Source organism: Klebsiella sp. D-Nf1, assembly GCF_002810515.1.
Lineage (GTDB): Bacteria > Pseudomonadota > Gammaproteobacteria > Enterobacterales > Enterobacteriaceae > Klebsiella > Klebsiella variicola.
This window is the reverse complement of sequence record NZ_PIOK01000006.1, coordinates 238923-263769: the sequence shown is the minus strand read 5'-3', so window position 1 is coordinate 263769 and position 24847 is coordinate 238923. Positions and strand designations below refer to the sequence as shown.

General features: G+C 56.4%; 20 protein-coding genes and 1 pseudogene. 14 read left to right on the top strand and 7 right to left on the bottom strand.

Annotated features, from left to right (window positions below; all coding sequences use genetic code 11):
• The first annotated feature begins 340 nt into the window (after positions 1-340).
• Together CWM54_RS22095 and CWM54_RS22090 are read left to right on the top strand one after the other, a co-directional pair.
• Complete coding sequence (locus CWM54_RS22095; RefSeq protein ID WP_061156104.1) at positions 341-1690, top strand: NCS2 family permease; 1350 nt, start codon at positions 341-343, stop codon at positions 1688-1690.
• Positions 1691-1837: 147 nt separating this feature from the next.
• Entirely contained in the window at positions 1838-3484 is a 1647-nt protein-coding gene (locus CWM54_RS22090) for a Na+/H+ antiporter (protein WP_012543172.1), read from the top strand.
• 162 nt (positions 3485-3646) lie between these two features.
• Here CWM54_RS22090 and CWM54_RS22085 read toward each other — a convergent pair whose 3' ends face one another.
• Positions 3647-4528: a LysR family transcriptional regulator gene (locus tag CWM54_RS22085; protein ID WP_061156103.1), complete on the bottom strand. Its 882-nt coding sequence runs from the start codon at positions 4526-4528 to the stop codon at positions 3647-3649.
• Positions 4529-4632: 104 nt separating this feature from the next.
• On the opposite strand from CWM54_RS22085, the gene CWM54_RS22080 reads away from it, so the two are divergent.
• The 7 genes from CWM54_RS22080 (at position 4633) to CWM54_RS22050 (ending at position 11783) form a co-directional block, all read left to right on the top strand.
• Positions 4633-5040: a CidA/LrgA family protein gene (locus tag CWM54_RS22080; protein WP_100681911.1), complete on the top strand. Its 408-nt coding sequence runs from the start codon at positions 4633-4635 to the stop codon at positions 5038-5040.
• On the top strand, positions 5037-5726 hold the full coding sequence (locus CWM54_RS22075; protein WP_061156101.1) for an LrgB family protein: 690 nt from the start codon (positions 5037-5039) through the stop codon (positions 5724-5726). Before CWM54_RS22080 ends, CWM54_RS22075 begins: the two co-directional genes overlap by 4 nt.
• A gap of 510 nt (positions 5727-6236) precedes the next feature.
• On the top strand, positions 6237-6794 hold the full coding sequence (locus CWM54_RS22070) for a fimbrial protein (RefSeq protein ID WP_162678155.1): 558 nt from the start codon (positions 6237-6239) through the stop codon (positions 6792-6794).
• A 60-nt stretch (positions 6795-6854) separates the two neighbouring features.
• Entirely contained in the window at positions 6855-7544 is a 690-nt protein-coding gene (locus CWM54_RS22065; RefSeq protein ID WP_100681913.1) for a fimbrial assembly chaperone, read from the top strand.
• Positions 7498-10077, top strand: a complete 2580-nt coding sequence (locus CWM54_RS22060; protein ID WP_100681914.1) for a fimbria/pilus outer membrane usher protein — start codon at positions 7498-7500, stop codon at positions 10075-10077. Before CWM54_RS22065 ends, CWM54_RS22060 begins: the two co-directional genes overlap by 47 nt.
• Positions 10078-10113: 36 nt before the next feature.
• On the top strand, positions 10114-10665 hold the full coding sequence (locus CWM54_RS22055) for a fimbrial protein (protein WP_100698533.1): 552 nt from the start codon (positions 10114-10116) through the stop codon (positions 10663-10665).
• A gap of 20 nt (positions 10666-10685) precedes the next feature.
• A complete protein-coding gene (locus CWM54_RS22050) occupies positions 10686-11783 on the top strand; it encodes a type 1 fimbrial protein (protein WP_100698497.1) in 1098 nt (365 codons plus the stop codon).
• Between the two features lie 51 nt (positions 11784-11834).
• On the opposite strand, the gene actP is transcribed toward CWM54_RS22050, so the two are convergent.
• The 3 genes from actP to acs form a co-directional block, all read right to left on the bottom strand.
• Complete coding sequence (actP, locus tag CWM54_RS22045; protein ID WP_100698495.1) at positions 11835-13490, bottom strand: cation/acetate symporter ActP; 1656 nt, start codon at positions 13488-13490, stop codon at positions 11835-11837.
• Positions 13487-13798, bottom strand: coding sequence for a DUF485 domain-containing protein (locus tag CWM54_RS22040; RefSeq protein WP_061156094.1), 312 nt, complete (start codon positions 13796-13798; stop codon positions 13487-13489). Before CWM54_RS22040 ends, actP begins: the two co-directional genes overlap by 4 nt.
• Positions 13799-13981: 183 nt before the next feature.
• On the bottom strand, positions 13982-15940 hold the full coding sequence (acs, locus tag CWM54_RS22030) for an acetate--CoA ligase (RefSeq protein WP_061156092.1): 1959 nt from the start codon (positions 15938-15940) through the stop codon (positions 13982-13984).
• 100 nt (positions 15941-16040) lie between these two features.
• Here acs and CWM54_RS22025 point away from each other — a divergent pair.
• Both CWM54_RS22025 and gltP read left to right on the top strand, forming a co-directional pair.
• A pseudogene (locus CWM54_RS22025) lies at positions 16041-16241 on the top strand (hypothetical protein).
• 111 nt (positions 16242-16352) lie between these two features.
• Positions 16353-17666, top strand: a complete 1314-nt coding sequence (gene gltP / locus CWM54_RS22020; protein ID WP_061156091.1) for a glutamate/aspartate:proton symporter GltP — start codon at positions 16353-16355, stop codon at positions 17664-17666.
• A 34-nt stretch (positions 17667-17700) separates the two neighbouring features.
• On the opposite strand, the gene CWM54_RS22015 is transcribed toward gltP, so the two are convergent.
• Entirely contained in the window at positions 17701-18387 is a 687-nt protein-coding gene (locus CWM54_RS22015; RefSeq protein ID WP_100681917.1) for a tetratricopeptide repeat protein, read from the bottom strand.
• Positions 18388-18740: 353 nt separating this feature from the next.
• The gene (gene fdhF / locus CWM54_RS22005) at positions 18741-20888 is read right to left on the bottom strand and encodes a formate dehydrogenase subunit alpha (RefSeq protein ID WP_077625462.1); all 2148 of its coding nucleotides are present in this window, start codon (positions 20886-20888) and stop codon (positions 18741-18743) included.
• Between the two features lie 272 nt (positions 20889-21160).
• On the opposite strand from fdhF, the gene CWM54_RS22000 reads away from it, so the two are divergent.
• The 3 genes from CWM54_RS22000 (at position 21161) to CWM54_RS21990 (ending at position 23654) form a co-directional block, all read left to right on the top strand.
• Entirely contained in the window at positions 21161-21889 is a 729-nt protein-coding gene (locus tag CWM54_RS22000; RefSeq protein WP_100681918.1) for a response regulator transcription factor, read from the top strand.
• Between the two features lie 83 nt (positions 21890-21972).
• Positions 21973-22731 carry a type IV toxin-antitoxin system AbiEi family antitoxin gene (locus CWM54_RS21995; protein WP_040971113.1) on the top strand — a complete coding sequence of 253 codons (759 nt, stop codon included), beginning with the start codon at positions 21973-21975 and terminating at the stop codon, positions 22729-22731.
• A 5-nt stretch (positions 22732-22736) separates the two neighbouring features.
• On the top strand, positions 22737-23654 hold the full coding sequence (locus CWM54_RS21990) for a nucleotidyl transferase AbiEii/AbiGii toxin family protein (RefSeq protein WP_100698491.1): 918 nt from the start codon (positions 22737-22739) through the stop codon (positions 23652-23654).
• Positions 23655-23778: 124 nt separating this feature from the next.
• Here the strand turns inward: CWM54_RS21990 and CWM54_RS21985 are convergent, their stop codons facing one another.
• A complete protein-coding gene (locus CWM54_RS21985; RefSeq protein WP_022065799.1) occupies positions 23779-24786 on the bottom strand; it encodes a carbohydrate kinase family protein in 1008 nt (335 codons plus the stop codon).
• Between the last annotated feature and the right edge of the window lie 61 nt (positions 24787-24847).

Here is a 24847-nt window from a genome sequence, read left to right as displayed (position 1 = left end):
TTTGTTAGCGGATTGCGCATAGACGATAACGTTTGCGCATCGTCTGGTTATTTTCTGCTCGTCATAAGCGAAATTTAGCGAAATACGATAAACATCGGTTGAAAAGGGTTATCTAAAGGCCGGATAATCGTTTGCCTTTCTGTTTTGCTCCCTCTTTTTTCTGCTATCCAGAGGGAGGAGATAAGGTTGACACACCGTAGTGTATGCGCGGAGTTAAACGTTTGCTTTTTTGCAGCCCCCCTGGCGCTGCGATTCGGTACAAGGAGATCGCGTTTAACTGGCAGTGGAGGGTCCACCACGCATATCAACGAACAATAAAAATTTTCAGGGGAAGTTTTCTATGTCTACGCCTTCAGCGCGTACCGGCGGTTCATTAGACGCCTGGTTTAAAATTTCGGCGCGCGGTAGCACCGTGCGTCAGGAGATTGTTGCAGGTCTTACTACCTTTCTGGCGATGGTTTACTCCGTCATCGTGGTGCCGGGCATGCTCGGTAAAGCGGGCTTCCCGCCGGCCGCGGTGTTTGTCTCGACCTGTCTGGTGGCGGGCGTTGGCTCGCTGGTGATGGGGTTATGGGCAAATCTGCCGATGGCTATCGGCTGCGCCATTTCGTTGACTGCCTTTACCGCCTTCAGCCTGGTGCTGGGGCAGCAGATCAGTATTCCGGTGGCCCTCGGCGCGGTATTCCTGATGGGTGTCCTGTTTACGGTGATCTCGGCGACCGGCATCCGCAGCTGGATCTTGCGCAACCTGCCGCAGGGCGTGGCGCACGGTACCGGGATCGGGATTGGCCTGTTTCTGCTGCTGATTGCCGCCAACGGCGTTGGCCTGGTGATCAAAAACCCGCTGGACGGTCTGCCGGTGGCGCTGGGCAAATTTGACAGCTTCCCGGTAGTGATGTCGCTGATTGGCCTTGCGGTGATCATTGGTCTGGAAAAAATGAAGGTGCCGGGCGGCATTCTGCTGACCATTATTGGCGTGTCGATTGTGGGGCTTATTTTCGATCCGAACGTCCATTTCTCCGGTATTTTCGCCATGCCATCCCTGAGTGATGATAAAGGCAACTCGCTGATTGGCAGCCTCGACATCGTCGGCGCGCTGAACCCGGTTGTGCTGCCAAGCGTGCTGGCGCTGGTGATGACGGCGGTGTTTGACGCCACCGGTACTATCCGCGCGGTGGCCGGCCAGGCGAACCTGCTGGACAAAGACGGGCAGATCATCAACGGCGGTAAAGCGTTGACCACCGACTCCCTGAGCAGCGTCTTCTCCGGTTTAGTCGGGGCGGCGCCGGCGGCGGTGTATATTGAATCGGCGGCGGGTACCGCGGCCGGCGGTAAAACCGGTCTGACCGCGGTGACGGTCGGTGTCCTGTTCCTGCTGATCCTGTTCCTCTCTCCGCTCTCTTATCTGGTTCCGGCCTACGCGACCGCGCCGGCGCTGATGTACGTCGGCCTGCTGATGCTGAGCAACGTGGCGAAAATCGATTTCAATGACTTCGTTGACGCGATGGCTGGCCTGATCACCGCGGTGTTTATCGTGCTGACCTGTAACATCGTGACCGGCATCATGATCGGTTTTGCTACCCTGGTGATTGGCCGTCTGGTCTCCGGCGAGTGGCGCAAGCTGAACCTCGGTACGGTGATTATCGCCGTGGCGCTGGTGGCGTTCTACGCGGGCGGTTGGGCGATTTAAACCCTTCGTGCTCCTCACGGGCGGCTCAGGCCGCCCGTTTTATTTTTAAGCCACATCCTGTTTCCATTTGCGTTAATCTGGGTGGCGTATGATTCACAGGCACGACGCCTCACAGGTATAAAAGAAAACGCAGCAAACAGGGAACACATGGAAATATTCTTTACCATCCTCATCATGACCCTCGTGGTCTCACTGTCCGGGGTAGTGACACGTGTACTGCCCTTTCAGGTTCCACTCCCACTGATGCAAATCGCCATTGGCGCGCTTCTGGCATGGCCGACCTTCGGTTTGCACGTTGAATTTGATCCAGAGCTGTTTCTGGTCCTGTTTATCCCGCCGCTGCTGTTCGCCGACGGTTGGAAAACGCCGACCCGTGAATTTATTGAACACGGGCGGGAGATCCTTGGCCTGGCGCTGGCGCTGGTGGTCGTGACGGTAGTCGGCATCGGCTTTCTGATCTACTGGATTGTGCCTGGCATTCCGCTGATCCCGGCGTTCGCGCTGGCGGCCGTGCTCTCGCCGACCGATGCCGTGGCGCTCTCCGGTATCGTCGGGGAAGGGCGGATACCGAAAAAAATCATGGGTATTCTGCAGGGCGAGGCGTTAATGAACGATGCCTCTGGCCTGGTCTCACTCAAGTTTGCCGTCGCGGTGGCGATGGGCACCATGGTCTTCACCGTTGGCGGCGCGACCGTAGAGTTTCTGAAGGTGGCGATCGGCGGCGTGCTGGCCGGGTTTGTGGTGAGCTGGTCGTATGGCCGTTCGATGCGTTTCCTCAGCCGCTGGGGCGGGGATGAACCCGCCACGCAGATTGTCCTGCTGTTCCTGCTGCCGTTTGCCTCCTATCTGATTGCCGAACATATCGGTGTCTCCGGCATCCTGGCGGCGGTGGCGGCGGGGATGACCATCACCCGTTCCGGCGTGATGCGTACCGCGCCGTTGGCCATGCGCCTGCGCGCCAACAGCACCTGGGCGATGCTGGAGTTTGTCTTTAACGGCATGGTCTTCCTGCTGTTGGGCCTGCAGCTGCCGGATATCCTCTCCAGCTCGCTGGTGGCGGCGGAAGCTGACCCCAACGTCGAGACCTGGATGCTGTTTACCGACATTATCCTGATCTATGCCGCGCTGATGCTGGTGCGTTTTGGCTGGCTGTGGTCGATGCGTAAGCTTAGCCAGCGCTTCCTGAAGAAGAAACCGATGGAGTTTGGCTCCTGGACCACCCGCGAGCTGCTGATCTCCTCTGTGGCCGGGGTGCGTGGGGCGATTACCCTCGCCGGTGTGCTCTCGATCCCGCTGCTGCTGCCGGACGGGAATGTTTTCCCGGCGCGCTATGAGCTGATTTTCCTCGCCGCCGGGGTGATCCTGTTCTCGCTGTTCGTCGGGGTGATTGCGCTGCCGATCCTGCTGCGCCACATTGAATCGAGTGACAACGTGCAGCAGCGGAAAGAGGAACGACTGGCGCGCGCAGCGACGGCAGACGTGGCGATTGTGGCGATCCAGAAGATGGAAGAGCGGCTGGCGGCGGATACCAAAGAGAATATCGATAACCAGCTGCTGACCGAAGTCAGTTCGCGGGTAATCGGTAACCTGCGCCGCCGCGTCGATGGTCGTAACGACGTGGAAACCTCTATGCTGGAGGAGAGTCTGGAGCGTCGCTTCCGTCTGGCGGCGCTGCGCTCTGAACGCGGAGAGCTATATCATCTGCGCGCCACCCGGCAGATCAGTAACGAGACGCTGCAGAAGCTGCTGCACGATCTCGACCTGCTGGAAGCGCTGTTAATCGAAGATCAATAACCTGTAATCCGGATAGCGCGACGCTTATTCGGGCTACTGGCGAGACTGCAGTAAATGTGTCGCCCCGGTAAGCGTTAGCGCGACCGGGGGAAGCCCGGGCAGCGGCGCAAGCGCCTGACCCGGGCTACCCATTCCTCTGCGAAACGCGTTGTCACCAGGGGATTATTCCAGCCAGAACGCTTTACTGCACGCCAGCCAGGCCTCAGCGCTGCGCGACATATACACGCCCTCCCGCCAAATCATCCCCAGCTCCCAGCGCAGCTCGCTTTGCAATGGGATCCAGCAAAAGTTCTGCGGGTCGAGACGCTGGCAAATCGGCTCGGGCAGGATCGCCACGCCAATGCCGGCCTGCACCATCGCGGCGAGAAAATCCCACTGACCGCTGCGCACCGCGATACGCGGCTTCACGTCATGCTCGGTAAACAGGCGCATCAGCTGCTGGCTGAGGGCAAATTCTTCGTTGTAGATGACCAGCGGATATGCCGCCAGCTCTGCCGGCGAGAGGGCGGTCACGCCCTCCCACGGCGCGGTTCTTGGCGTCAGGACGCACAGCGGGTGGTTGAACAACGGCAGCGTGGTGAGATGGCTACCCTCTTCGATGGGCAGGGCGGTCATTGCCATATCGAGCTCGCCGTTGCTGACCGCCTGCTGGACCGTCAGGCCGCCAAACTCGGCGATTTTCAGCTCGACGCCCGGGTAGCGCTCGCGGAAGCGGCTGATCGGCTCCGCCATCAGCATTCCGACCATCGGTGGAATGCCAAGCCGCAGCACCCCTTTATGCAGGTGGTTGATATCGCTCAGTTCTGACTCCAGCTGGCTGAACTCGCCAAGGATGGCCTGGCCGCGTTCAAAAACGACGCGCCCGGTATCGGTGAGCAGCAGTTTACGACCATCGCGGATCAACAGTGTGCAGTTCAGTTCATCTTCGAGATTTTTGAGCATCTTGCTGATGGTGGGCTGTGTGACGAACAGCTTTTCCGCCGCGCGAGTAAAACTCTGCTGACGAACCACTTCAACGAAATAGCGCAGCGTTCGGATATCCATAATTATTCCCTGAGACTATACCTGCGATGATTTTAATTCATTTCTGTCCGCTTCGGCGGCTCTCTATACTGCTTGCCTGACTTCTTTTTTCAGGAATCTCGCTCATGGCCTTCGCGCCAGCTCGCGTTGCCCCCGCCGTGGCGCAGCGACTTCAGATCCCGGCGCAGGTGCTCCTCTATGTCGGGTTATTTATTTTTGCGCAATATCTGGTGAATACGTGGCAGGTTCCGTTGCCGCCTAATCTGGTCGGCATGGTGATGCTCCTGCTGCTGATCGTCTGCCGGGTGATCCCCCTGAACTGGGTTCGCGCCGGCGCCCGCTGGTTGCTGGCGGAGATGCTGCTGTTTTTCGTCCCGGCGGTGGTCGCGGTGGTCAACTATGCGCAGCTGCTGATGGTTGATGGCTGGCGGATTTTCCTGGTGATTGCCTTAAGCACGCTGATGGTGCTGGGCGCCACGGCCTGGGTCGTCGACAGGGTTTACCGTTACGAAGTGAGCCGGCTAAAAAAATGAATGATGTCATGCTGAGCATTCTGTGTCTGGTGGCGACGCTGGGTCTCTATTACGCCAATAAAAGACTGTATCGCCGTTTTCATAAACTGCCGCTGATGCCGCTGGTGTTCACGCCGATCCTGCTGGTGCTGATCCTGGTGCTGGGCCATATCTCTTATCAGAGCTACATGGGAGAGACCCACTGGCTGCTGTGGCTGCTGGGCCCGGCGACTATCGCCTTTGCCGTCCCGGTCTATGAAAATGTCGCGGTGATCAAACGCCACTGGATGTCGCTCAGCGCCGGGGTGGTGACGGCGGTGGTGGTGGCGGTGACCAGCTCCGTATGGCTGGCGCGCGGATTGATGTTGTCTGATGAAATCCAGCGCAGCCTGGCGGTGCGCTCGGTGACTACGCCCTTTGCGCTGGCGGCGGCGAAACCGCTCGGTGGTCAGCCTGATCTGGTGGCGCTGTTTGTGGTGATCACCGGCGTCTTTGGCATGGCGGTAGGGGATATGCTGTTTTTACGCCTTGCTATTCGGGAAGGGATGGCGAAAGGGGCCGGGTTTGGCGCGGCGTCCCACGGGGCGGGGACCGCGCGATCCTATGAGCTGGGCCAGCAGGAGGGCGTGGTGGCCAGCCTGGTGATGATGCTGTCCGGCGTAGTGGTGGTACTGGCAGCGCCGTTAGTGCGCTGGCTGCTGTTTTAACGTTATCCCGTAGCCTGATGTTATGAAATATTGAGGGAGGGAATAGTTATGAGCTATTTTCGCCCCTTTTTGTTTATGCCCGTTATTGGTCATCAGAAAAGATTAAGTCAATTCTTATTGCCATCCTCTCTTTGTAACTAAATATTACACAGCCGGTGGTGATCTAATTACATCACGAATGATGTACAGATTTTCTATTATCTCCGCGAATTTTATAAGTTTTTATCTCAATGATTTTAAAGGTGGTTTCTTTTATTTCGCTAATTCTTTAAGGCGCTTTGTTAAAAAATCAATTTTTACATTAATAATTGAGATTCTACCCTCTGTTCGTTATTCTTTTTACGCGGGCTTGTATTATTGAATGGATTCAAATGCTGGTCGTTTATTTATGTATAATATTAATTATCATAAATCATATGTCACGTAAATGTGTATGTGACGCCGCGCGGATGCAAATTCATTCTCTAATATATCTGCATAAAACAATTGACGGACTGATTGTCTTTTATAATGGATATGGGAATAAATATGAAGATGAGTAAAAAATTTCTGGCGGGTGCCCTGATTTTCTCTGCCTGCAGCGCGCTGTCTACTGTTGCCCAGGCTGATAACACCATTATCTTTAAAGGTATTGTTTCAGATACCACCTGCACGGCGACCATTGATGGCGGTGTGACTACCATTGATATGGGCACCACCTCAGTGGCGGATCTGAAAGCGTATGAATTCGGTGCAGCCAAAAACTTCTCCTTTAGCTTAGCCGATTGCCCGACCACGGAAGACGGTGGCAACAGCATCGCCCGCGTCACTTTTGGTGGCGTTTCGGATACCGCGAATAGCGATTACTTTAAAAACCAGGCGACAGTTGACGCGGCAACGGGGGTCGCTGTGGCGCTTTATGACGAAGCTGGCAGCCTGATGAAGAATAACGAAGAAGGTTCGGATGTCGATATTTCTTCCGGCGCCGCAACCATTCCGTTCACCGTTAAAATGGTAAAAGCGGGTGCTGCCGACCCGACGAAAGGTACCGTTCAGACAACTGTAACTTATAACGTGACCTATTATTAATTCGGCGTTTTGTTGAATGGAGAAAGGGGAATCGTCTGTTATTCCCCTTTAATTAAACGTATGAGATATCTTTTTTTTGTGGTCGGTTTTTTGCTGTCATCCTCTATTGCGCAAGCCAGCGTGGTCGTGGGCGGCACGCGTCTGGTGTTTGATGGTGCGAAAAACAACGCCGTCATTACGGTTGAGAATAAAGATCAGAGCAGCAATATCGTACAGTCCTGGCTCTCGGTGGTGGATGCCGCTTCGCCAGCCAAAGACGCGTTTATTATTACGCCGCCGCTGTTCCGTCTCAAAGCCGGAGAGAAAGGATTCGTGCGCGTTGTCCGCTCAGGAAAAAAACTACCCGACGATCGCGAGTCGATGTTTTGGCTCAATATCAAAGGGATCCCGGCAACGGAATATGTCCCGGATAAAAATGTGGTGCAGTTTGCCATCAACTCGAAAATAAAATTGATTTATCGACCTGCCGCGTTAAAAGGCAATACACCGGAATCGTATGCCGAAAAATTACAGTGGGCAAAAGAGGGGGCATCGGTGACGGTAAAAAACAACTCACCGCTGTATATGAATTTTTCCCAGGTTAGCCTTAACGGAAAAAATATTTCTGGCGCATGGTTTGCTGCCCCCTTTTCTACCTTAAAAATACCCGTGCAGAGTACCCTGTCCGCGACAGGGAAAAAAGAGATCACATGGAGCGTGATTAATGATTATGGTATGTCAGGGAAGAAATATACCGCTATCATTCAGTAGCGTTGAGCTACTGTTTTCAACCAAAAGTATCTGCGTCGCTATTGTTTTGTGCCTGAGTACCTTATCTTCTCGCGCTGAGGCCGGTGAATATTTCAACCCGAATTTACTCGAAGTCGCCGAGGATCCTGTGGCTTCGGTTGATCTGTCCTATTTTTCGCATGATGGCGTACCGCCGGGTACCTATCACCTGGATGTTTACATCAATGATAAGTACGTCAGTTCAGAATCACTGACCTTTCAGGAAGTTGGCCATGATGCAGGCGCGACCGCTTCTCCCTGTCTTTCCACGGAGTATCTGAATTCGTGGTTGATTAATACCACCGCCTATCCGCAGCTATTTGAAGCAGGGGAAACCTGCGCCCGGCTGTCGGCGATCCCCGGGATGACGTTCTCGGTGACTCTTGCCCAGCAGCGAATCGATTTTACCGTCCCGCAGGCCGCGATGCTGAATCGCCCAAGAGACTATATACCGGAGAGCCAGTGGCAGCAGGGGATCAACGCCGGTCTTCTCAACTATAGTGTCACCGGGCAGCGCAATGCGCCGCGGCATAATGGCGCGACCGTAGACAGCCAGTTTGTTAGCCTGCAGCCTGGGGTGAATCTGGGGCCATGGCGTCTGCGCAACTACAGTACCTATAGCCACAGCGACAACAACAGCCGCTGGGAGTCGGTTTACTCGTACCTTGCCCGCGATATTCATACCCTGCGCAGCCAGATGGTGGTGGGCAGCACTTATACGTCGTCCGGTATTTTCGACAGCCTGAGCTTTACCGGTCTGCAGCTCAGTTCGGACAAAGAGATGCTGCCGGATAGTCTGCATGGCTTTGCACCAACGATTCGAGGGATCGCGCGTACCACCGCAGAGGTTTCGGTTTATCAGAATGGTTACAGCATTTATAAAACCACCGTCGCCCCCGGCGCGTTTGAGATTAACGATCTGTATGCCACCGGCAGCGCCGGCGATCTGTACGTCACCGTTAAAGAGTCTGACGGCAGCGAGCAAAACTTTGTGGTGCCTTTTGCCTCGCTGGCGGTCCTGCAGCGCGAGGGCCAGCTGGACTATGCGCTGAGCAGCGGCAGGACGCGCTCAGGCAGCTCCGACGATAAAGAATACAACTTTATTCAGTCTTCCCTGGCCTATGGCGCCACCAGTAACTTCACCCTCTATACCGGCTTCCAGCAGGCGGAAGATAAATACACCAACCTGCTGTTAGGCGCCGGCTTTAACCTTGGCACCATCGGCGCGCTGTCATTCGATGGCTCTCAGTCGTGGGCCGACGTGAAAACCAGCGATACGGCCTCGTCAACCAGCAAAGAACAGGGGCAATCGTATCGCGTCCGCTTCAGTAAAAGCTTTCTGCAGACGGGCACCAACTTTTCCGTGGCCGGCTATCGCTATTCCACCTCGGGATACTATTCGTTTCAGGATTTTGTCGATAACGCCTCCACGCAGCGCGACTGCTGTACGCAGAGCGGCAGGACAAAAGGCCGGTTTGACGCTTCGCTGTCGCAGACGCTGTTCGGCTATGGCTCGCTCTCCCTCTCACTGGTCAATGAAACCTACTGGGACAGCTCGCGCATGGAGTCGGTGGGCGTGGGCTATAGCGGGTCGATCGGCAAGGCTTCCTACTTTATTAACTATTCCTATAACCGCAATGTGCAAAGTACCGATGACAGCGGCAATAACCGGCCGGCCAGCGATACTATCGTCTCCCTGACGCTAAGCATCCCACTTGGCGAGACGCTCTCGGCGAATTACAGCATGAACCATGGTCGGCATAACGACACCACGCACAACGTGGGGCTCAACGGCTCGGCGTTCGAGGATCGCTCTCTCAACTGGAGCCTCCAGGAGGGTTACAACACCCAGGATAAGAGCACCTCCGGCAACCTCAGCGTCAATTATCAGGGAGCAAAAGGCGATGTCGCCGGCGGCTATGGCTACGACCACTACAGCAATCACTACAATTATTCGCTGCGTGGCGGCATGGTCGCCCATGCGGGCGGACTCACGCTGTCACGCTTTCTGGGCGAGAGTTCTGCGCTGGTTGAAACGCCCGGCGTCAGCGATGTGCGGGTTCAGGGCCAGACCAACGTGACAACGGATGGCGCCGGGTATGCCGTCGTACCGTATGTTCGCCCTTACCATCGCAACAGCCTGGCGCTGGATGAACAGCAGGTGGCTGGCGCCGAGGTGGATAACGTCGCCAGAACGGTGGTCCCAACGCGCAACGCGATCGTCAAAGTGCAGTATGACACCCGAATCGGCTACAAGGCGATGCTCACCCTGCGTACCCGCAGCGGTGTGGTGCCTTTCGGCGCGTTGGTGACCCTTGATAATGATCGCGCCAGCGCGGCGCGCAGCAATATTGTCGGCGATGAGGGGCAGGTGTATCTCACAGGGCTGCAGAAAAAAGGCCAGCTGTTAGCGCGCTGGGGGGAGAAAAGCAGTGAGCAGTGTACCGTTCATTATGATTTCTCCAGCACCACATTGAGCGACGATATTCTGTTTTATCAGGCCGAATGCCGGTAATGGACGCACGTTTTCAACATGGAAGAAGAGGTTGATATGAATATGCGAAACAGCAGCACAGTGGGCATCCTGGTGGCCAGCCTTTTGCTGCTCTCCCTTCCGGCGCTGGCTTATGATGGCAGCAGCACGATCAATTTTAACGTCACGGGCACCATCAAAGCGCCCTCCTGTGAGGTGGCCGTGGAGCCGTCGAACAGTATCGATTTAGGCACTGTCTCCTCGCAGACGTTCTCCGGACATGCCGGGGCGAGCGGAGCCAGCGTGCCGGTTAAGCTGGTCTTTTCCAGCTGTTCCGCCGATGCGTCGGCGGTGACCATCGCATTTAGCGGTACCAGCTTCGATAGCACCCACGCTTCAATTTATAAAAACTTCCAGACTGGCAGCAACGGTGCCAGCGGCGTCGGTTTGCAGCTGCAGAGCATGGCCGACCAGCAGCCCCTCGGCCCCGGTGACCAGTATCTCTATACCTTTGGGGACAATGCAGATATCCATATGTTCAATATGGTGGCGCGCATGTATTCACCCTATGGCCAGGTGAATCCCGGGATTGTCGGGTTTACCGCCACGTTTGATGTGGCCTACAAATAATATTTTCGACAGGGATGGGTATGAAAAAACTGATCTTCTTGTTCATGCTGGTACTGTGCCCGCTCTATAGCTGGGCGACTTGCGGCGGAACCAACTTTGGCGATGTCTCAATGACCAACCTGCCGGAAAAGATCCTGGTCAACGCCGGGAGCTACACCGCGGGCACCGTGCTGTATGACTCGGGAAAAATTACCCGCGCACAAACGGAGATTACTAACTGTCAGGGCAGTGTCTACGCGGTGTTTGCCTGGTCCTCGAACAATGCCGGGGCGCTGATAGGGGATAATATTTATGCCACCTCGGTGCAGGGGATCGGTCTTCGTGTCAAAGTGTGGCTCAATATTAGCGGTGAATATGATGGAGATACCGATGATTTCAGCCCTGACTCGCAGGTGCATTATATCGGGGATGTGAACTACTACCTCGGTAAGCCCACCGGTCTGTTTGATTATTATGCTTCCACTTATTACACCCCGGCATATCAGCTGCAGCTGGTGGCCACCGGCGGCGTTATCGCCAGCAATAGTCAATTATCATTTAGCGATCCGGTGGCCACGGTATCAGCAAAGGATAGTGGCGGGACGATCTCCATTTCGCGGCTGCACATCAGCGGCACGACCAGCATCCAGCTAATCCCGATGGGATGTATCGTCAGCAGCAATAATCTCAGTTTTGCCATGGGCACCATCAACGCCAGCGAATTCAACACCGCGACGAAGGTGGGGTCAGCACGGCAGACCCTGACTCTCGCCTGCGAGCAGGGGACCAACGTTTCGATGCGGGTGGCGGCGGCACAAGCGAGTGGGGATAACCCAAACAACACCGTGATGGCCTTAACGGCAGAGGCGAATGCGGCTACCGGAGTTGGGGTTCAGTTGAATATGAATGACGAAGCACTGCCGTTGAATACCGATATCAGCCTCTATACCTCGAGCCGTACCACGGTGACCAACAGCGGCGCGGATGCCAGCTACAGCTATTTCACCAACCCCGACAGCCCCGGCGGCGCAGCAGCCATGCAGACGCTTGTCTTTTCCACTAACTATTACAAGACGGGAAGCACGGTGACCGCTGGCTCGGCAAATGCCACCGGGGTGATCACCTTAACCTATAATTGAGGCCAACCGAAGAGCCCTTCCCCCGGCCATACCGGAGGAAGGGGGAGACGATCAATGCGCCTGACCTTTCTCAATACCAATCCCGGTCTGCGAACGGATAAACTGCGCGCGGAACTGCTCGCGCTCGCGCATCCCTTCCGGTGAGTTATCGGTCGCGGAGAAGACCCAAATGCCGATGAAGGCGATGGCAATGGAGAACAGCGCCGGATATTCATACGGGAACAGCGCTTTCTCATGACCGAGGATCTGCACCCAAATGGTCGGGCCGAGGATCATCAAAATCACAGCGGTCAGCAGGCCCAGCCAGCCGCCGATCATCGCGCCGCGGGTGGTCAGCTTCGACCAGTACATCGACAGCAGGATAATCGGGAAGTTACAGCTGGCGGCAATGGAGAAGGCCAGGCCGACCATGAAAGCGATGTTCTGATTTTCAAACAGAATACCCAGCAGAATGGCCACCACCCCGAGGATCAGCACGGTGATCTTGGACACCTTCAGCTCCTGGCGCTCGGTCGCGCCCTTGCGGAAGACGTTGGCGTACAGGTCGTGCGACACCGCTGACGCGCCGGCGAGCGTCAGGCCAGCCACCACCGCCAGAATCGTGGCGAAAGCGACCGCGGAGATAAAGCCGAGGAACAGATTGCCCCCCACCGCATCCGCCAGATGTACCGCCGCCATGTTATTGCCGCCGATAAGCTGTCCGGCCGCGTCTTTAAACGCCGGGTTCGCGCCGACCAGCATGATGGCGCCGAAGCCGATAATAAAGGTCAGGATATAGAAATAGCCCATAAAACCGGTGGCGTAGAAGACGCTTTTACGCGCTTCTTTGGCATCGCTCACGGTAAAGAAGCGCATCAGAATATGCGGCAGGCCGGCGGTACCGAACATCAGACCCAGACCCAGAGAGAGCGCCGATATCGGATCTTTCACCAGCCCGCCGGGACTCATAATCGCCGCCCCTTTCGGGTGGACGGCCATCGCCTCGGTAAACAGGTTATTGAAGCTGAAGCCGACGTGCTTCATCACCATAAAGGCCATAAAGCTGGCGCCACACAGCAGCAGAACCGCTTTAATAATCTGCACCCAGGTGGTCGCCAGCATGCCGCCGAACAGGACATACAGCACCATCAGGACGCCAACCAGCACCACGGCGACATGGTAATTAAGGCCGAACAGCAGCTGGATTAACTTGCCGGCGCCCACCATCTGGGCAATCAGATACAGGGCCACCACCACCAGCGAACCGCAGGCGGAGAGAGTGCGAATCGGACCCTGCTTCAGGCGGTACGAGGCGACGTCGGCAAAGGTATAGCGGCCAAGGTTGCGCAGACGTTCGGCGATCAGAAACAGGATAATCGGCCAGCCGACGAGAAAGCCCAGCGAGTAGATCAGTCCGTCGTAGCCGGAGGTATACACCAGCGCGGAGATACCGAGGAAAGAAGCCGCTGACATAAAGTCACCGGCAATCGCCAGCCCGTTCTGGAAGCCGGTGATATTGCCGCCAGCGGTGTAGTAATCGCTGCGCGAACGTACCCGTTTTGACGCCCAGTAAGTGATGTATAAGGTGAGGGCGACGAAAATCAGGAACATGATAATCGCTTGCCAGTTGGTCGGCTGGCGCTGTACCGCGCCGGTAATGGCGTCTGCGGCGTGAGCGCCAAGGGGCAGCAGCGTGGCGGCGAGCGCCGTCAGTACTCTCTTGCTCATGCTTTTACCTCGTTCAGAACGCTTTTGGTCAAACGGTCGAATTCACCGTTGGCCCGCCAGACATAAATACCGGTCAGGACAAACGAAATGACGATCACGCCAATGCCCAGCGGGATCCCACGGGTAACGCTGGTCCCGGCGTGCAGAGGAGTACCGAGCCAGCCGGGCGCGAAGGCGATAAGCAAAATAAAGCCCACATAGATCACTAACATAATCAGTGACAGAATGGCGGCAAACCGTTGCCGTGATGCAACTAACTCCCTGAAATGCGCACTATTTTCTATCCGCTGACAAAGTTGTTCATTCATCTTAGCGTCTCCAGAGGTCTCCCTTTCGTCATCCACTCAGCGGACGCTGGCGACAGCAACCCCTCCGGCGATGGAGCCGGGATACGGTTTACTGACGGCGTTCCTGCGAGTGAAATCCTGGGGGAGGGACTTATTTTTATCCTCTCCCCGGCGGGGGAGAGGGTGTAGGGAATCGGTCCTTGCTTACGATGGCATCGTCATGGCCTGCTTCTCTTCGAGCAGTTTTTCCACGACGCCAGGATCGGCGAGAGTCGAGGTATCGCCGAGGTTGCTGGTGTCGCCCGCGGCAATCTTACGTAGAATGCGACGCATGATTTTGCCCGAGCGGGTTTTCGGTAGCGAATCGGTCCAGTGCAGCACATCCGGCGTCGCCAGCGGGCCGATCTCTTTGCGCACCCAGTTACGCACTTCCGCATACAGCTCCGGGGTAGGCTCTTCGCCGTGATTGAGCGTCACGTAGGCGTAGATGGCCTGGCCTTTGATGTTGTGCGGGATCCCCACCACCGCCGCTTCGGCGATTTTCGGGTGCGACACCAGCGCCGATTCGATCTCGGCGGTACCCAGACGGTGGCCTGAGACGTTCAGGACGTCATCCACGCGGCCGGTGATCCAGTAGTAACCATCTTCATCACGGCGTGCGCCATCGCCGCTAAAGTACATATTTTTGAAGGTGGAGAAGTAGGTTTGCTCAAAGCGCTCATGGTCGCCGAACAGGGTACGCGCCTGGCCAGGCCAGGAGTCGGCGATGGCAAGGTTGCCCTCGGTCGCGCCATCCAGCGGCAGGCCTTCGTTATCCACCAACACTGGCTGGACACCGAAGAACGGACGGGTAGCGGAGCCGGCCTTCAGTTCGATCGCGCCCGGCAGCGGAGTGATCATAAAGCCGCCGGTTTCGGTCTGCCACCAGGTGTCCATCACCGGGCACTTTTCGTTGCCGATCTTCTTCCAGTACCACTCCCAGGCTTCCGGGTTAATCGGTTCGCCGACCGAGCCGAGAATGCGCAGTGAGGAACGGTCTGTGCCTTCGATCGCCTTGTCGCCTTCCGCCATCAGGGCGCGGATAGCCGTCGGGGCGGTATAGAGAATGCTGACCTTGTGCTTATCGACGACCTGGCACATACGTGCCGGGGTTGGCCAGTTCGGCACCCCTTCGAACATCAGGGTGGTGGCACCGCAGGCCAGCGGACCATACAGCAGATAGCTGTGGCCGGTGACCCAGCCCACATCGGCGGTGCACCAGTAAATATCGCCAGGATGGTAGTCGAAAACGTATTTGAAGGTGGTGGCCGCGTAGACCAGGTAGCCGCCGGTGGTGTGCAGCACCCCTTTCGGTTTACCGGTGGAGCCAGAGGTATAGAGGATGAACAGCGGATCTTCGGCGTTCATCTCGACGGGCCGGTGTTCGGCGCTGGCGTTCGCCATCAGGTCGCTCCACCACAGATCGCGGCCTTCCTGCCAGTCGATGTTGCCGCCAGTACGTTTCAGGACCACGACGTGCTCAATGCTTTTGACGTTCGGGTTTTTCAGCGCGTCATCGACGTTTTTCTTCAGCGGGATGGCGCGACCAGCGCGCAGCCCTTCGTCAGCGGTGATCACCAGGCGCGAGCTGGAGTCGATAATGCGTCCGGCCACCGCCTCCGGCGAGAAGCCGCCGAAAATCACGGAGTGGATAGCGCCGATGCGGGCGCAGGCCAGCATCGCCACCGCGGCTTCCGGCACCATCGGCATATAAATGGCGACCACGTCGCCTTTTTTAATCCCAAGGTCGAGCAGCGCATTGGCGAAGCGGCACACGTCCGCATGCAGTTCACGGTAGGTGATGTGCTTGCTCTGGCTGGCGTCGTCGCCTTCCCAGATGATGGCGGTTTGATCGCCGCGCTCGGCGAGATGACGGTCGAGGCAGTTGGCGGCGAGGTTCAGGGTGCCATCTTCATACCATTTGATGGAAATGTTACCCGGCGCGAAAGAGGTGTTCTTCACGCGGGTATACGGGCGCATCCAGTCAAGGATTTTGCCCTGCTCGCCCCAAAATGTATCAGGGTCGGTTATGGATTGTTGGTACTGCGCCTTGTACTGATCCGGGTTAATCAGGCAACGTTCCGCGATATTAGCGGGAATAGGGTGTTTGTGTATTTGGCTCATGGCTTTTTTTCTCCTTTGAACTTGTTAAATATATGTCAAACAAACGTTAAGAGTAGGGGTTTTGACAGCTTTGTTTGTTAATTGGGGGGCAGATCACGCAATGATTCAACTGAATGAAATTTCATCAAATGAAACTTTGAAGTGAAATAGTTACGTAAATGAATTTATAGAAACGGAAGGTGTGAAATATTTTTTATTACAAATACTTATGCATTGTAACTGGGGAAAATTCGTGACTTTATGCAGAAAACCAGAAGAAAGCCCTATTCTTAAAGGCTTGCGCAGCATGCCGTGCAAATGATACTGATATTGCGCGTTAAATAACCCCACAAAGCAACGCAACACAATTCATACCCCCTGCAGTGGGTACCATGACGAAAAGGAATGGTGCCTTTCATTGAGGAAGTCAGTAGTGAAGAAAACGAAAAAAGTCAGTCTGGCCTGGCAAATCTTGCTAGCCCTGGTGCTGGGTATCCTTCTGGGCAGTTATCTGCATTACCACGCCGAAAGTCGCGATTGGTTGATTAGCAATTTGCTGACGCCGGCGGGCGATATCTTTATCCATCTGATTAAAATGATCGTGGTCCCGATTGTCATTTCGACCCTGGTGGTCGGGATTGCCGGCGTGGGCGATGCCAAGCAGTTAGGCCGGATCGGCGCCAAAACCATTATCTATTTCGAAGTGATCACCACGGTGGCGATTGTGCTGGGTATCACCCTGGCCAACGTTTTCCAGCCGGGAACGGGCATTGATATGTCGCAGCTGGCGGCGGTCGATATTTCGAAATACCAAAGCACCACTGCCGAGGTGCAGAGCCATGCGCATGGCCTGATGGGTACTATCCTGTCGCTGGTGCCGACCAACATCGTGGCGTCGATGGCGAAAGGCGATATGCTGCCGATTATCTTCTTCTCGGTGCTGTTTGGTCTGGGGCTCTCCTCGCTGCCGGCGACCCACCGTGAGCCGCTGGTGACGGTCTTCCGCTCCATCTCCGAGACCATGTTTAAAGTCACCCATATGGTAATGCGCTATGCGCCGATCGGGGTATTCGCCCTGATTTCGGTGACTGTCGCCACCTTTGGTTTCGCCTCGCTGTGGCCGCTGGCCAAGCTGGTGCTGCTGGTTTACTTCGCGATCCTGTTCTTCGCGCTGGTGGTGCTGGGGATTGTCGCGCGTCTGTGTGGCCTGAGTATCTGGATCCTGATCCGCATCCTGAAAGATGAGCTGATTCTGGCCTACTCCACCGCCAGCTCCGAAAGCGTGCTGCCGCGCATTATCGAGAAGATGGAAGCCTATGGCGCGCCGGCGTCGATCACCAGCTTTGTGGTGCCGACCGGTTACTCCTTCAACCTCGATGGTTCAACGCTGTATCAGAGCATCGCGGCGATCTTTATCGCCCAGCTGTACGGTATCGACCTCTCTATCTGGCAGGAGATCACCCTGGTGCTGACCTTAATGGTGACCTCGAAAGGGATCGCTGGCGTGCCGGGCGTCTCCTTCGTGGTGCTGCTGGCAACCCTGGGTAGCGTGGGGATCCCGCTGGAAGGCCTCGCCTTTATCGCCGGTGTCGACCGTATTCTCGACATGGCACGTACCGCGCTGAACGTGGTGGGCAATGCGCTGGCGGTGCTGGTTATCGCCAAATGGGAGCATAAGTTCGACCGCAAAAAAGCGCTGGCGTATGAACGCGAAGTGCTGGGCAAGTTTGATAAAACCGCCCGATAAAACACAAAGCCCGGCGCGAGCGCCGGGCTTTTTCTTAGCCTTTACTGATCCGGTCAAACTCTTCGCAGCCGGTATCAAACCCCTCCAGGCAGCTGACGTTGAGCCAGTGCAGCGCCTTCTGTTTATTCGGTTCGATAAAACCTTTCTCTCCCAGCTGGAACATCATGCCGGCCCAGTATTCGGCATAGCCGGTCCGTGAGAGCGCCGAGCTACCTTTAAAGTATTCGCTCGCTTTCACATCATCCTCCGGGCCATCCACGCCGCTGGCGTAGATCAACCCCAGCAGCATCTGGGCGTCCACCGCTGCATCGCTTTCGCTATCCTTAGCGGCATCCTGCAGGAGCTTGATGGCGTGCGGCACGTCGGTGGGGCCGGCCTGACTGTTGACCAGCACCCGCGCCAGAACGATCTCCCCGGATTTACTGCCCGCCTCGACGGCTTTTTCCGCCAGCTGGCGGGCCTGCGGATAGTCCGCCTGTTGGGAGTTGCGAATTTTGAGCTGCGCCAACAATGCCAGCGCGTCGCCATCGCCCTGTGCCGCGGCTTTCTGCGCCCAGTATTCGGCTTTCTGATAATCGCCGGAGCTGACCCAGGTATCGGCAAGGTAATATTGCGCGCGTCGATCGCCGGCTTCCGCCTGCTGTTGATACTGGCTGCCGGGTTCGGTGGCGACCGCTGCGCCGCTGGTGAAAACCAGTAAAAATAAAAAGAGGTATTTCATTTGTATTTATTATCAGCAAGGAACATAGCGCGCAGTATAAAGGGAGGCGAAAAAGAAGAAAATGGCGGGAATTAGCGGGGTGAATACCCGGAGAAGGCGCAACGCGCCGCCTCCGGAGAAAATCCCCGGTGGCGCTAACGCTTACCGGGGCTACAGCGTTGTGCGATTTGGTAGCCCGGAGAAGGCGCAATGCGCCGCCTCCGGAGAAAATCCCCGGTGGCGCTAACGCTTACCGGGGCTACAGCGTTGTGCGATTTGGTAGCCCGGAGAAGGCGCAATGCGCCGCCTCCGGGGAAAATCCCCGGTAGCGCTATCGCTTACCGGGGCTACTCAATGGTACAAAGGTTCGAACCTTAACCCATCGCGCTTTCGCGCAGGCGGGCTTTCAGCTTGTTGTACTCGTCGATCACGTACTGTTCCGCCGCGCGCTGATCGGCAATCCGCTCAACGTTGACCGCGCAGTACTTGTACTCCGGCGTTTTGGTTATCGGACTCAGGTTCTCCGACACCAGCTCGTTACAGGCGCCGATCCACCACTGGTAGGTCATGTACACCGCGCCTTTATTCGGCCGGTCACTGACCTGCGCGCGGGTGATGATCCGACCCTTACGCGAATTCACCCACACCAGCGCTTCATCTTCGATGCCTAACCGTTCGGCGTCGGCGGTGTTGATTTGCGCATAGCCAGGTTCATCCGCCAGCGCCGCCAGCGCCGCGCAGTTACCGGTCATCGAACGGCACGAGTAGTGGCCGACTTCGCGCACCGTCGACAGCACCATTGGGTACTCGTCGGTGAGCTTATCGATCGGTGCGACCCAGTCGCAGGTGAAGAACTGCGCCAGCCCGTTCGGGGTATCGAACTTCTCTTTAAACAGATACGACGTCCCCTGGTCGGCGTCGGACTCATCGCGGCATGGCCACATGACATAGCCGAGTTCACCCATTTTCTCATAGGTGGCGCCATAGAAGTCCGGGCACAGATGCCGCAACTCGTCCCAGATTTCCTGGGTGTTGTTGTAGTGCATCTTGTAACCCATCCGGGTGGCGATTTCGCTGATGATCTGCCAGTCGGTTTTCAGGTCCCACTTCGGCTCCACCGCTTTAAAGAAGCGCTGGAAGCCGCGGTCCGCTGCGGTATACACGCCTTCGTGCTCGCCCCACGAGGTGGACGGCAGGATGACGTCGGCCGCGGAGGCGGTTTTGGTCATGAAAATGTCCTGGACGATAACCAGTTCCAGATCGTCGAACGCTTTGCGGACCGCCGAGAGTTCGGCATCGGTCTGCAGCGGATCCTCACCCATGATGTACGCCGCCCGCACTTCACCGTGCGCCGCGCGATGCGGCAGCTCGCTGATGCGATAGCCAGTATGTTCCGGCAGGCTGTCGACGCCCCAGGCTTTGGCGAACTTCTCGCGGTTCTCCGGGAACTTGACGTACTGATAGCCCGGATAGGTATCCGGCAGCGCGCCCATATCGCAGGCCCCCTGGACGTTGTTCTGGCCGCGTACCGGGTTGACGCCGACGCTCGGCTTGCCGAGGTTGCCGGTGAGGATCGCCAGGCTGGTCAGCGACCGGACCGTCTCCACGCCCTGATAGAACTGGGTGACACCCATGCCCCACAGGATAGCGGCGGATTTGGCGCTGGCGTACATCCGGGCGCAGGCGCGGATCTCCTGGGCGCTAACCCCGGTGATCGCTTCCACCGACTCCGGCGTATAACCTTCAACGATTTTGCGATACTCCTCGAAGCCCTCGGAACGACTGGCGACGAAGGATTTATCGTACAGATCCTCTTCAATAATGACGTGGCCAATGGCGTTGAGCAGCGCGATATTCGAGCCGTTCTTCAGCGCAATGTGCATGTCGGCGATGCGCGCGGTTTCAATTTTGCGCGGGTCGCAGACGATGATTTTCGCCCCGTTGCGTTTGGCGTTAATGACGTGATTCGCCACGATAGGGTGGGAATCCGCCGGGTTGTAACCGAAGATAAACACCAGATCGGTGTTATCAATCTCCGTGATGGCATTACTCATGGCGCCGTTACCGACCGACTGGTGCAGACCTGCAACCGAAGGGCCGTGTCAGACGCGAGCGCAGCAGTCGACGTTATTGGTACCAATAACGGCGCGCGCGAATTTTTGCATCACATAGTTGGTTTCATTACCGGTGCCGCGGGAGGAGCCGGTGGTTTGGATCGCATCCGGGCCATATTTGGCTTTAATGGCGCTGAGGCGAGTGGCGACGTAATCCAGCGCCTCATCCCAGGAGACAGCTTCCAGCTTGCCGCCGCGTTGACGACGGATCATGGGGGTTTTCAGGCGCGGCGTCAGGATCTGGGTATCGTTAATAAAGTCCCAGCCATAATAGCCCTTCAGGCACAGGGTTCCCTGGTTGGTTTTCCCCTGCGCCGCTTCAGCCCGAACGATTTTGCCGTTATCGACCACCAGGTTGATTTTGCAACCTGATGCGCAATACGGGCAAACCGTGACGACTTTTTTCATCGGTCTTGCTCCAGTTATTCAATGGGCGCGTTTGCGCTATCGCGCCGTCACTATGCATCTTCTATGCCATATTTTCATTGTGGATATTCCTTGATGATACGCGGCTTTTTTGGGCGAAATGCTGACGAAAAACAGCCTGTCGACAGATTTGACGTGTCGATACGCTGGAGATGTGACGGCGCTTGAAAAAATGCCACCGGGAGAGGAATTTGTCGGCGCAGGCTTGCAGAATCGATCAGACTGACACTAATTCCCCGCGGGCAGAGGCAAAGATGAAACCAGTCATTTTGGTGGTGGATGACGACATAGCGATGGGCGAACTGCTCAGCGATGTGCTTGGCGCGCACGCGTTTGAAGTATTGGTCTGCCAGACCGGCGGCGACGCGCTGGCGATGGTGGCGCAGCGGGCAGACATCGCGCTGGTTTTGCTGGATATGATCCTGCCGGATACCCATGGTCTGCAGGTGCTTCAGCAGCTGCAGCGCACGCGGCCTGAGTTGCCGGTGGTGATGCTGTCTGGTCTGGGCAGTGAGTCTGATGTGGTGTTGGGCCTGGAGATGGGCGCCGATGATTACATCGCCAAACCTTTCAGCTCGCGGGTGGTGGTCGCCCGGGTGAAAGCGGTACTGCGCCGCAGCGGGGCGCTGGCCGGCGAGACGTCGGGCGTCGGCAGCGGCCTGACGTTTAACGGCTGGCGGCTGGATACCACGCGCTGTGAACTGTATAACCCGCAGCAGCAGGCCGTTCCTCTGACTCAGGGAGAATATGGCCTGCTGCTGGCGCTGGCGCAGAACGCGCGCCGGGTATTGAATCGCGAACAGCTGCTGGCGTTGACCCATAATGAAAGCACCGAGGTGTTCGACCGGACCATCGACGTGCTGATCATGCGCCTGCGCCGCAAAATCGAGTTAAACCCGCATCAGCCGACGTTGATTAAAACCCTGCGCGGTCTGGGCTATGTCTTTTCCGCCGACGTGACCCACAGTGAGAAGGCGGCGTAGGGCGGGGGCTGCCAACCCGCTCTTGACTTTATTTGGCGTAGCGAGTTTACTTTTTTTATTAAAGTGACACTCTGGGTTAATCTATGCCATCAAAATTAAACTGGCTGCTGCAAAACAGTGCTCCCGGAGATGTGATCCTTCAGTCCTGGTTAAGCCGGCATGCCATCTCGCCCTCTCTGGCCTTTAAATACACGCAAAGTGGCTGGTTAAAAAAACGAGGCAACGGCGTATACGCGCGTGCGGGACGTGAGCCGGAGTGGAACGATGCATTAGCATGTTTGCAAAACCAGCTAGCCGCTCCGGTGTATGTCGCGGGGCTCAGTAGCTTAGTCTGGCAGGGTCGTTCACACTATCTACAGCTCAAACAAAACCAGTGCTGGCTGAGTATGGAAAATAAAGCGCTGCTGCCAAAATGGTTCAGGGAATTCCCGGGTGTGGAGTGGATAGTCATATCGGGGCAAAAACTGCCGGTGCTGGATGATAAATACCGCGTAATGCTTGATGTAAAAGGGAAAAGACTCACCGGCAGTGCGCCGGAACTGGCTGCTTACGAGTTGTTGAGTGCGGTACCGGGGACCCTCTCATTTAACCACGCGGCAGAGCTTTTCCAGGGACTGGTTAATCTTAATCCTCGTAAAGTAGAGTATCTGCTTTCTGTCAGCCAGTCCGTGCAGACCAAGCGTTTGTATCTCTTTTTCGCCAGTTTTTACGAGCATGGTTGGCTCAGACGAATCGATAGCCAAAAAATCGATCTGGGAGCGGGTAAGCGGCAAATCGTGGTAAATGGCAAGTTCAATGCTCAATACCAAATCACTGTGCCTGAACGCTTTCAAAAGGAATAAAAAATATGGATATACAGGCGCCCTATTATCGGCAGGTTGCTCTGTTAATGCGGGTTTTACCCTATGTTGCCGTCGAACGGGAATTTGCTCTGAAAGGTGGCACGGCAATCAATCTCTTTATCCGTGATTTCCCACGATTATCGGTGGATATCGACCTCGCCTGGGTGCCCCTGGAAAGCAGAGCGATCGCTTTACCTCATATACGGGATGCGCTTGCACGTATTGCCGCCAATCTGCAACAACAGGCAGGTATGAACGCTGTATTACAAGCTAATCGTTCCGATGAGATGCGTGTCGTTGTTACTACCGATAGCGCACAAATAAAGATAGAGGTCTCACCGGTCGCACGGGGAACATTATATCCACCACAGGAGCGAGAAGTGGTGGGGGCGGTAGAGGACGTTTTTGGCTATGCCAGCCTTCCGGTGGTTTCGTTGCCCGATCTCTACGGTGGAAAATTATGCGCGGCGCTGGATCGCCAGCATCCCAGAGATTTTTATGATGTGAAATTACTTCTTGATGCGCAGGAGCTTAACCGTCCCATTTTCAATGGGTTTATCGCGTATTTACTTAGCCATAATCGGCCTCTGGCTGAAGTGCTTAGTCCTCGCTGGAAAGATATTGCTGAACCTTTTTACCGTGAATTCAGCGGGATGACATTTGAGACGATAGCCCTGAAGGAACTGACAGCAGTCCCTTACAGGATGATTGATGCGTTAAAATCCTGTTTCACGCAACAGGATGTCGATTTTTTGCTGTCATTTAAACGAGGCGAACCAGACTGGCGTTTAGCGCCGGAAACGCGTATTCAGGATTTGCCTGCCGTGCAGTGGAAATTGCGCAATATTCATCAGATGCCAGCGATAAAACGCGCTGAGTCATTAGATAAACTGGAAAAGGTGTTGGCCGAGTGGCGCAGTTAGTCATCTGGCCCGCCCTTGTTGAACTCAGCGTAAAACAGGCGTGATTTGAATAAACCGTATCCCTTTTCTCGCCATGATACGTCGTTCTCCTGTGGCATCGCCCTGATAGCGGGATCTGCCCAGTCTAACCATTCTGCAACTGAATAAACGCCTGCAGCTCAGGGAGCGTTTTGGCGCCGTCGATCGCATTGGCGGCCTGCAGGCTAGCGCGGGCGCAGGCGTGGGCCAGCTGCAGACTGTCGGTTAACGGCCAGCGTTCGTGACTGCCATACAGCAGGCCGGCGCAGAAGGCATCCCCCGCGCCGACGCTGCCGATAATCTCCTCCGGCGGCAGCCGCCATGACGGTACCCAGCGCCCGGCTTCCGTGCGGGATACGCCCCATGCGCCCTCCGGACAATGGATCACCACCCGCTGGCGCACGCCGGCGTCAAGTAATGCGCTGGCGGCGCGGGCGATATTGGCGACGTGCGGCTCGCCGTTGGGCAGGCGGATTTCCAGCCCGCTAAACTCGCTGGCCTCCAGCTCATTGATGGTCAGGTAGTCGAGATGCGCCAGCGCCGGGAGGACCCGCGGGCGGTAGTGCGGATCGCCTTTGCGCGACACCAGGTCGAGGGACACTTCATAGCCTCGATCGCGCATCTGCGCCAGCAGTCGCGCACTGCGGGTGCCGAACGCCTCGTCGGGCCGATCAAGGCTTTCGAGCAGCAGCAGATAGCCGAGATGGAAAATCTTCAGCGGCGTATCCAGCGGCTCAAAGGCCGGGAGGTCAAGCAGTCGGTTGGCGCCGGGAGAGTGAAAGAAAGTGCGCTGGCCGTCGGCGTCGGTCATCACCTGGGTCATCGAGGTGGGGGCGGAGCTGGTGCGCTGCACGAGCTGGCGATTGATATGGTACTGATCGAGCATGGCGGTAATGTAGTCGCCGTCGTTATCCTCGCCAATCAGGCCAACCGCCTGCAGCGGCAGTCCGGCATGCATTTTAGCCAGGGTCAGCAGGACATTCAGCGGCGCGCCGCCGGTGGCGCGTTCACTATGGACAATTTCCACCAGCCAGCCGCGCTCCGGCCACTGCCTGATCTGGTGGACATGATCGACCAGCATGTTGCCTGCGGCAATAATCCCTTTACGTTCCATGATCGCTACTCCGCGCCGTCATACTCGTTAAGCGTAGCGCACAATCGGCGGAACGATTGTG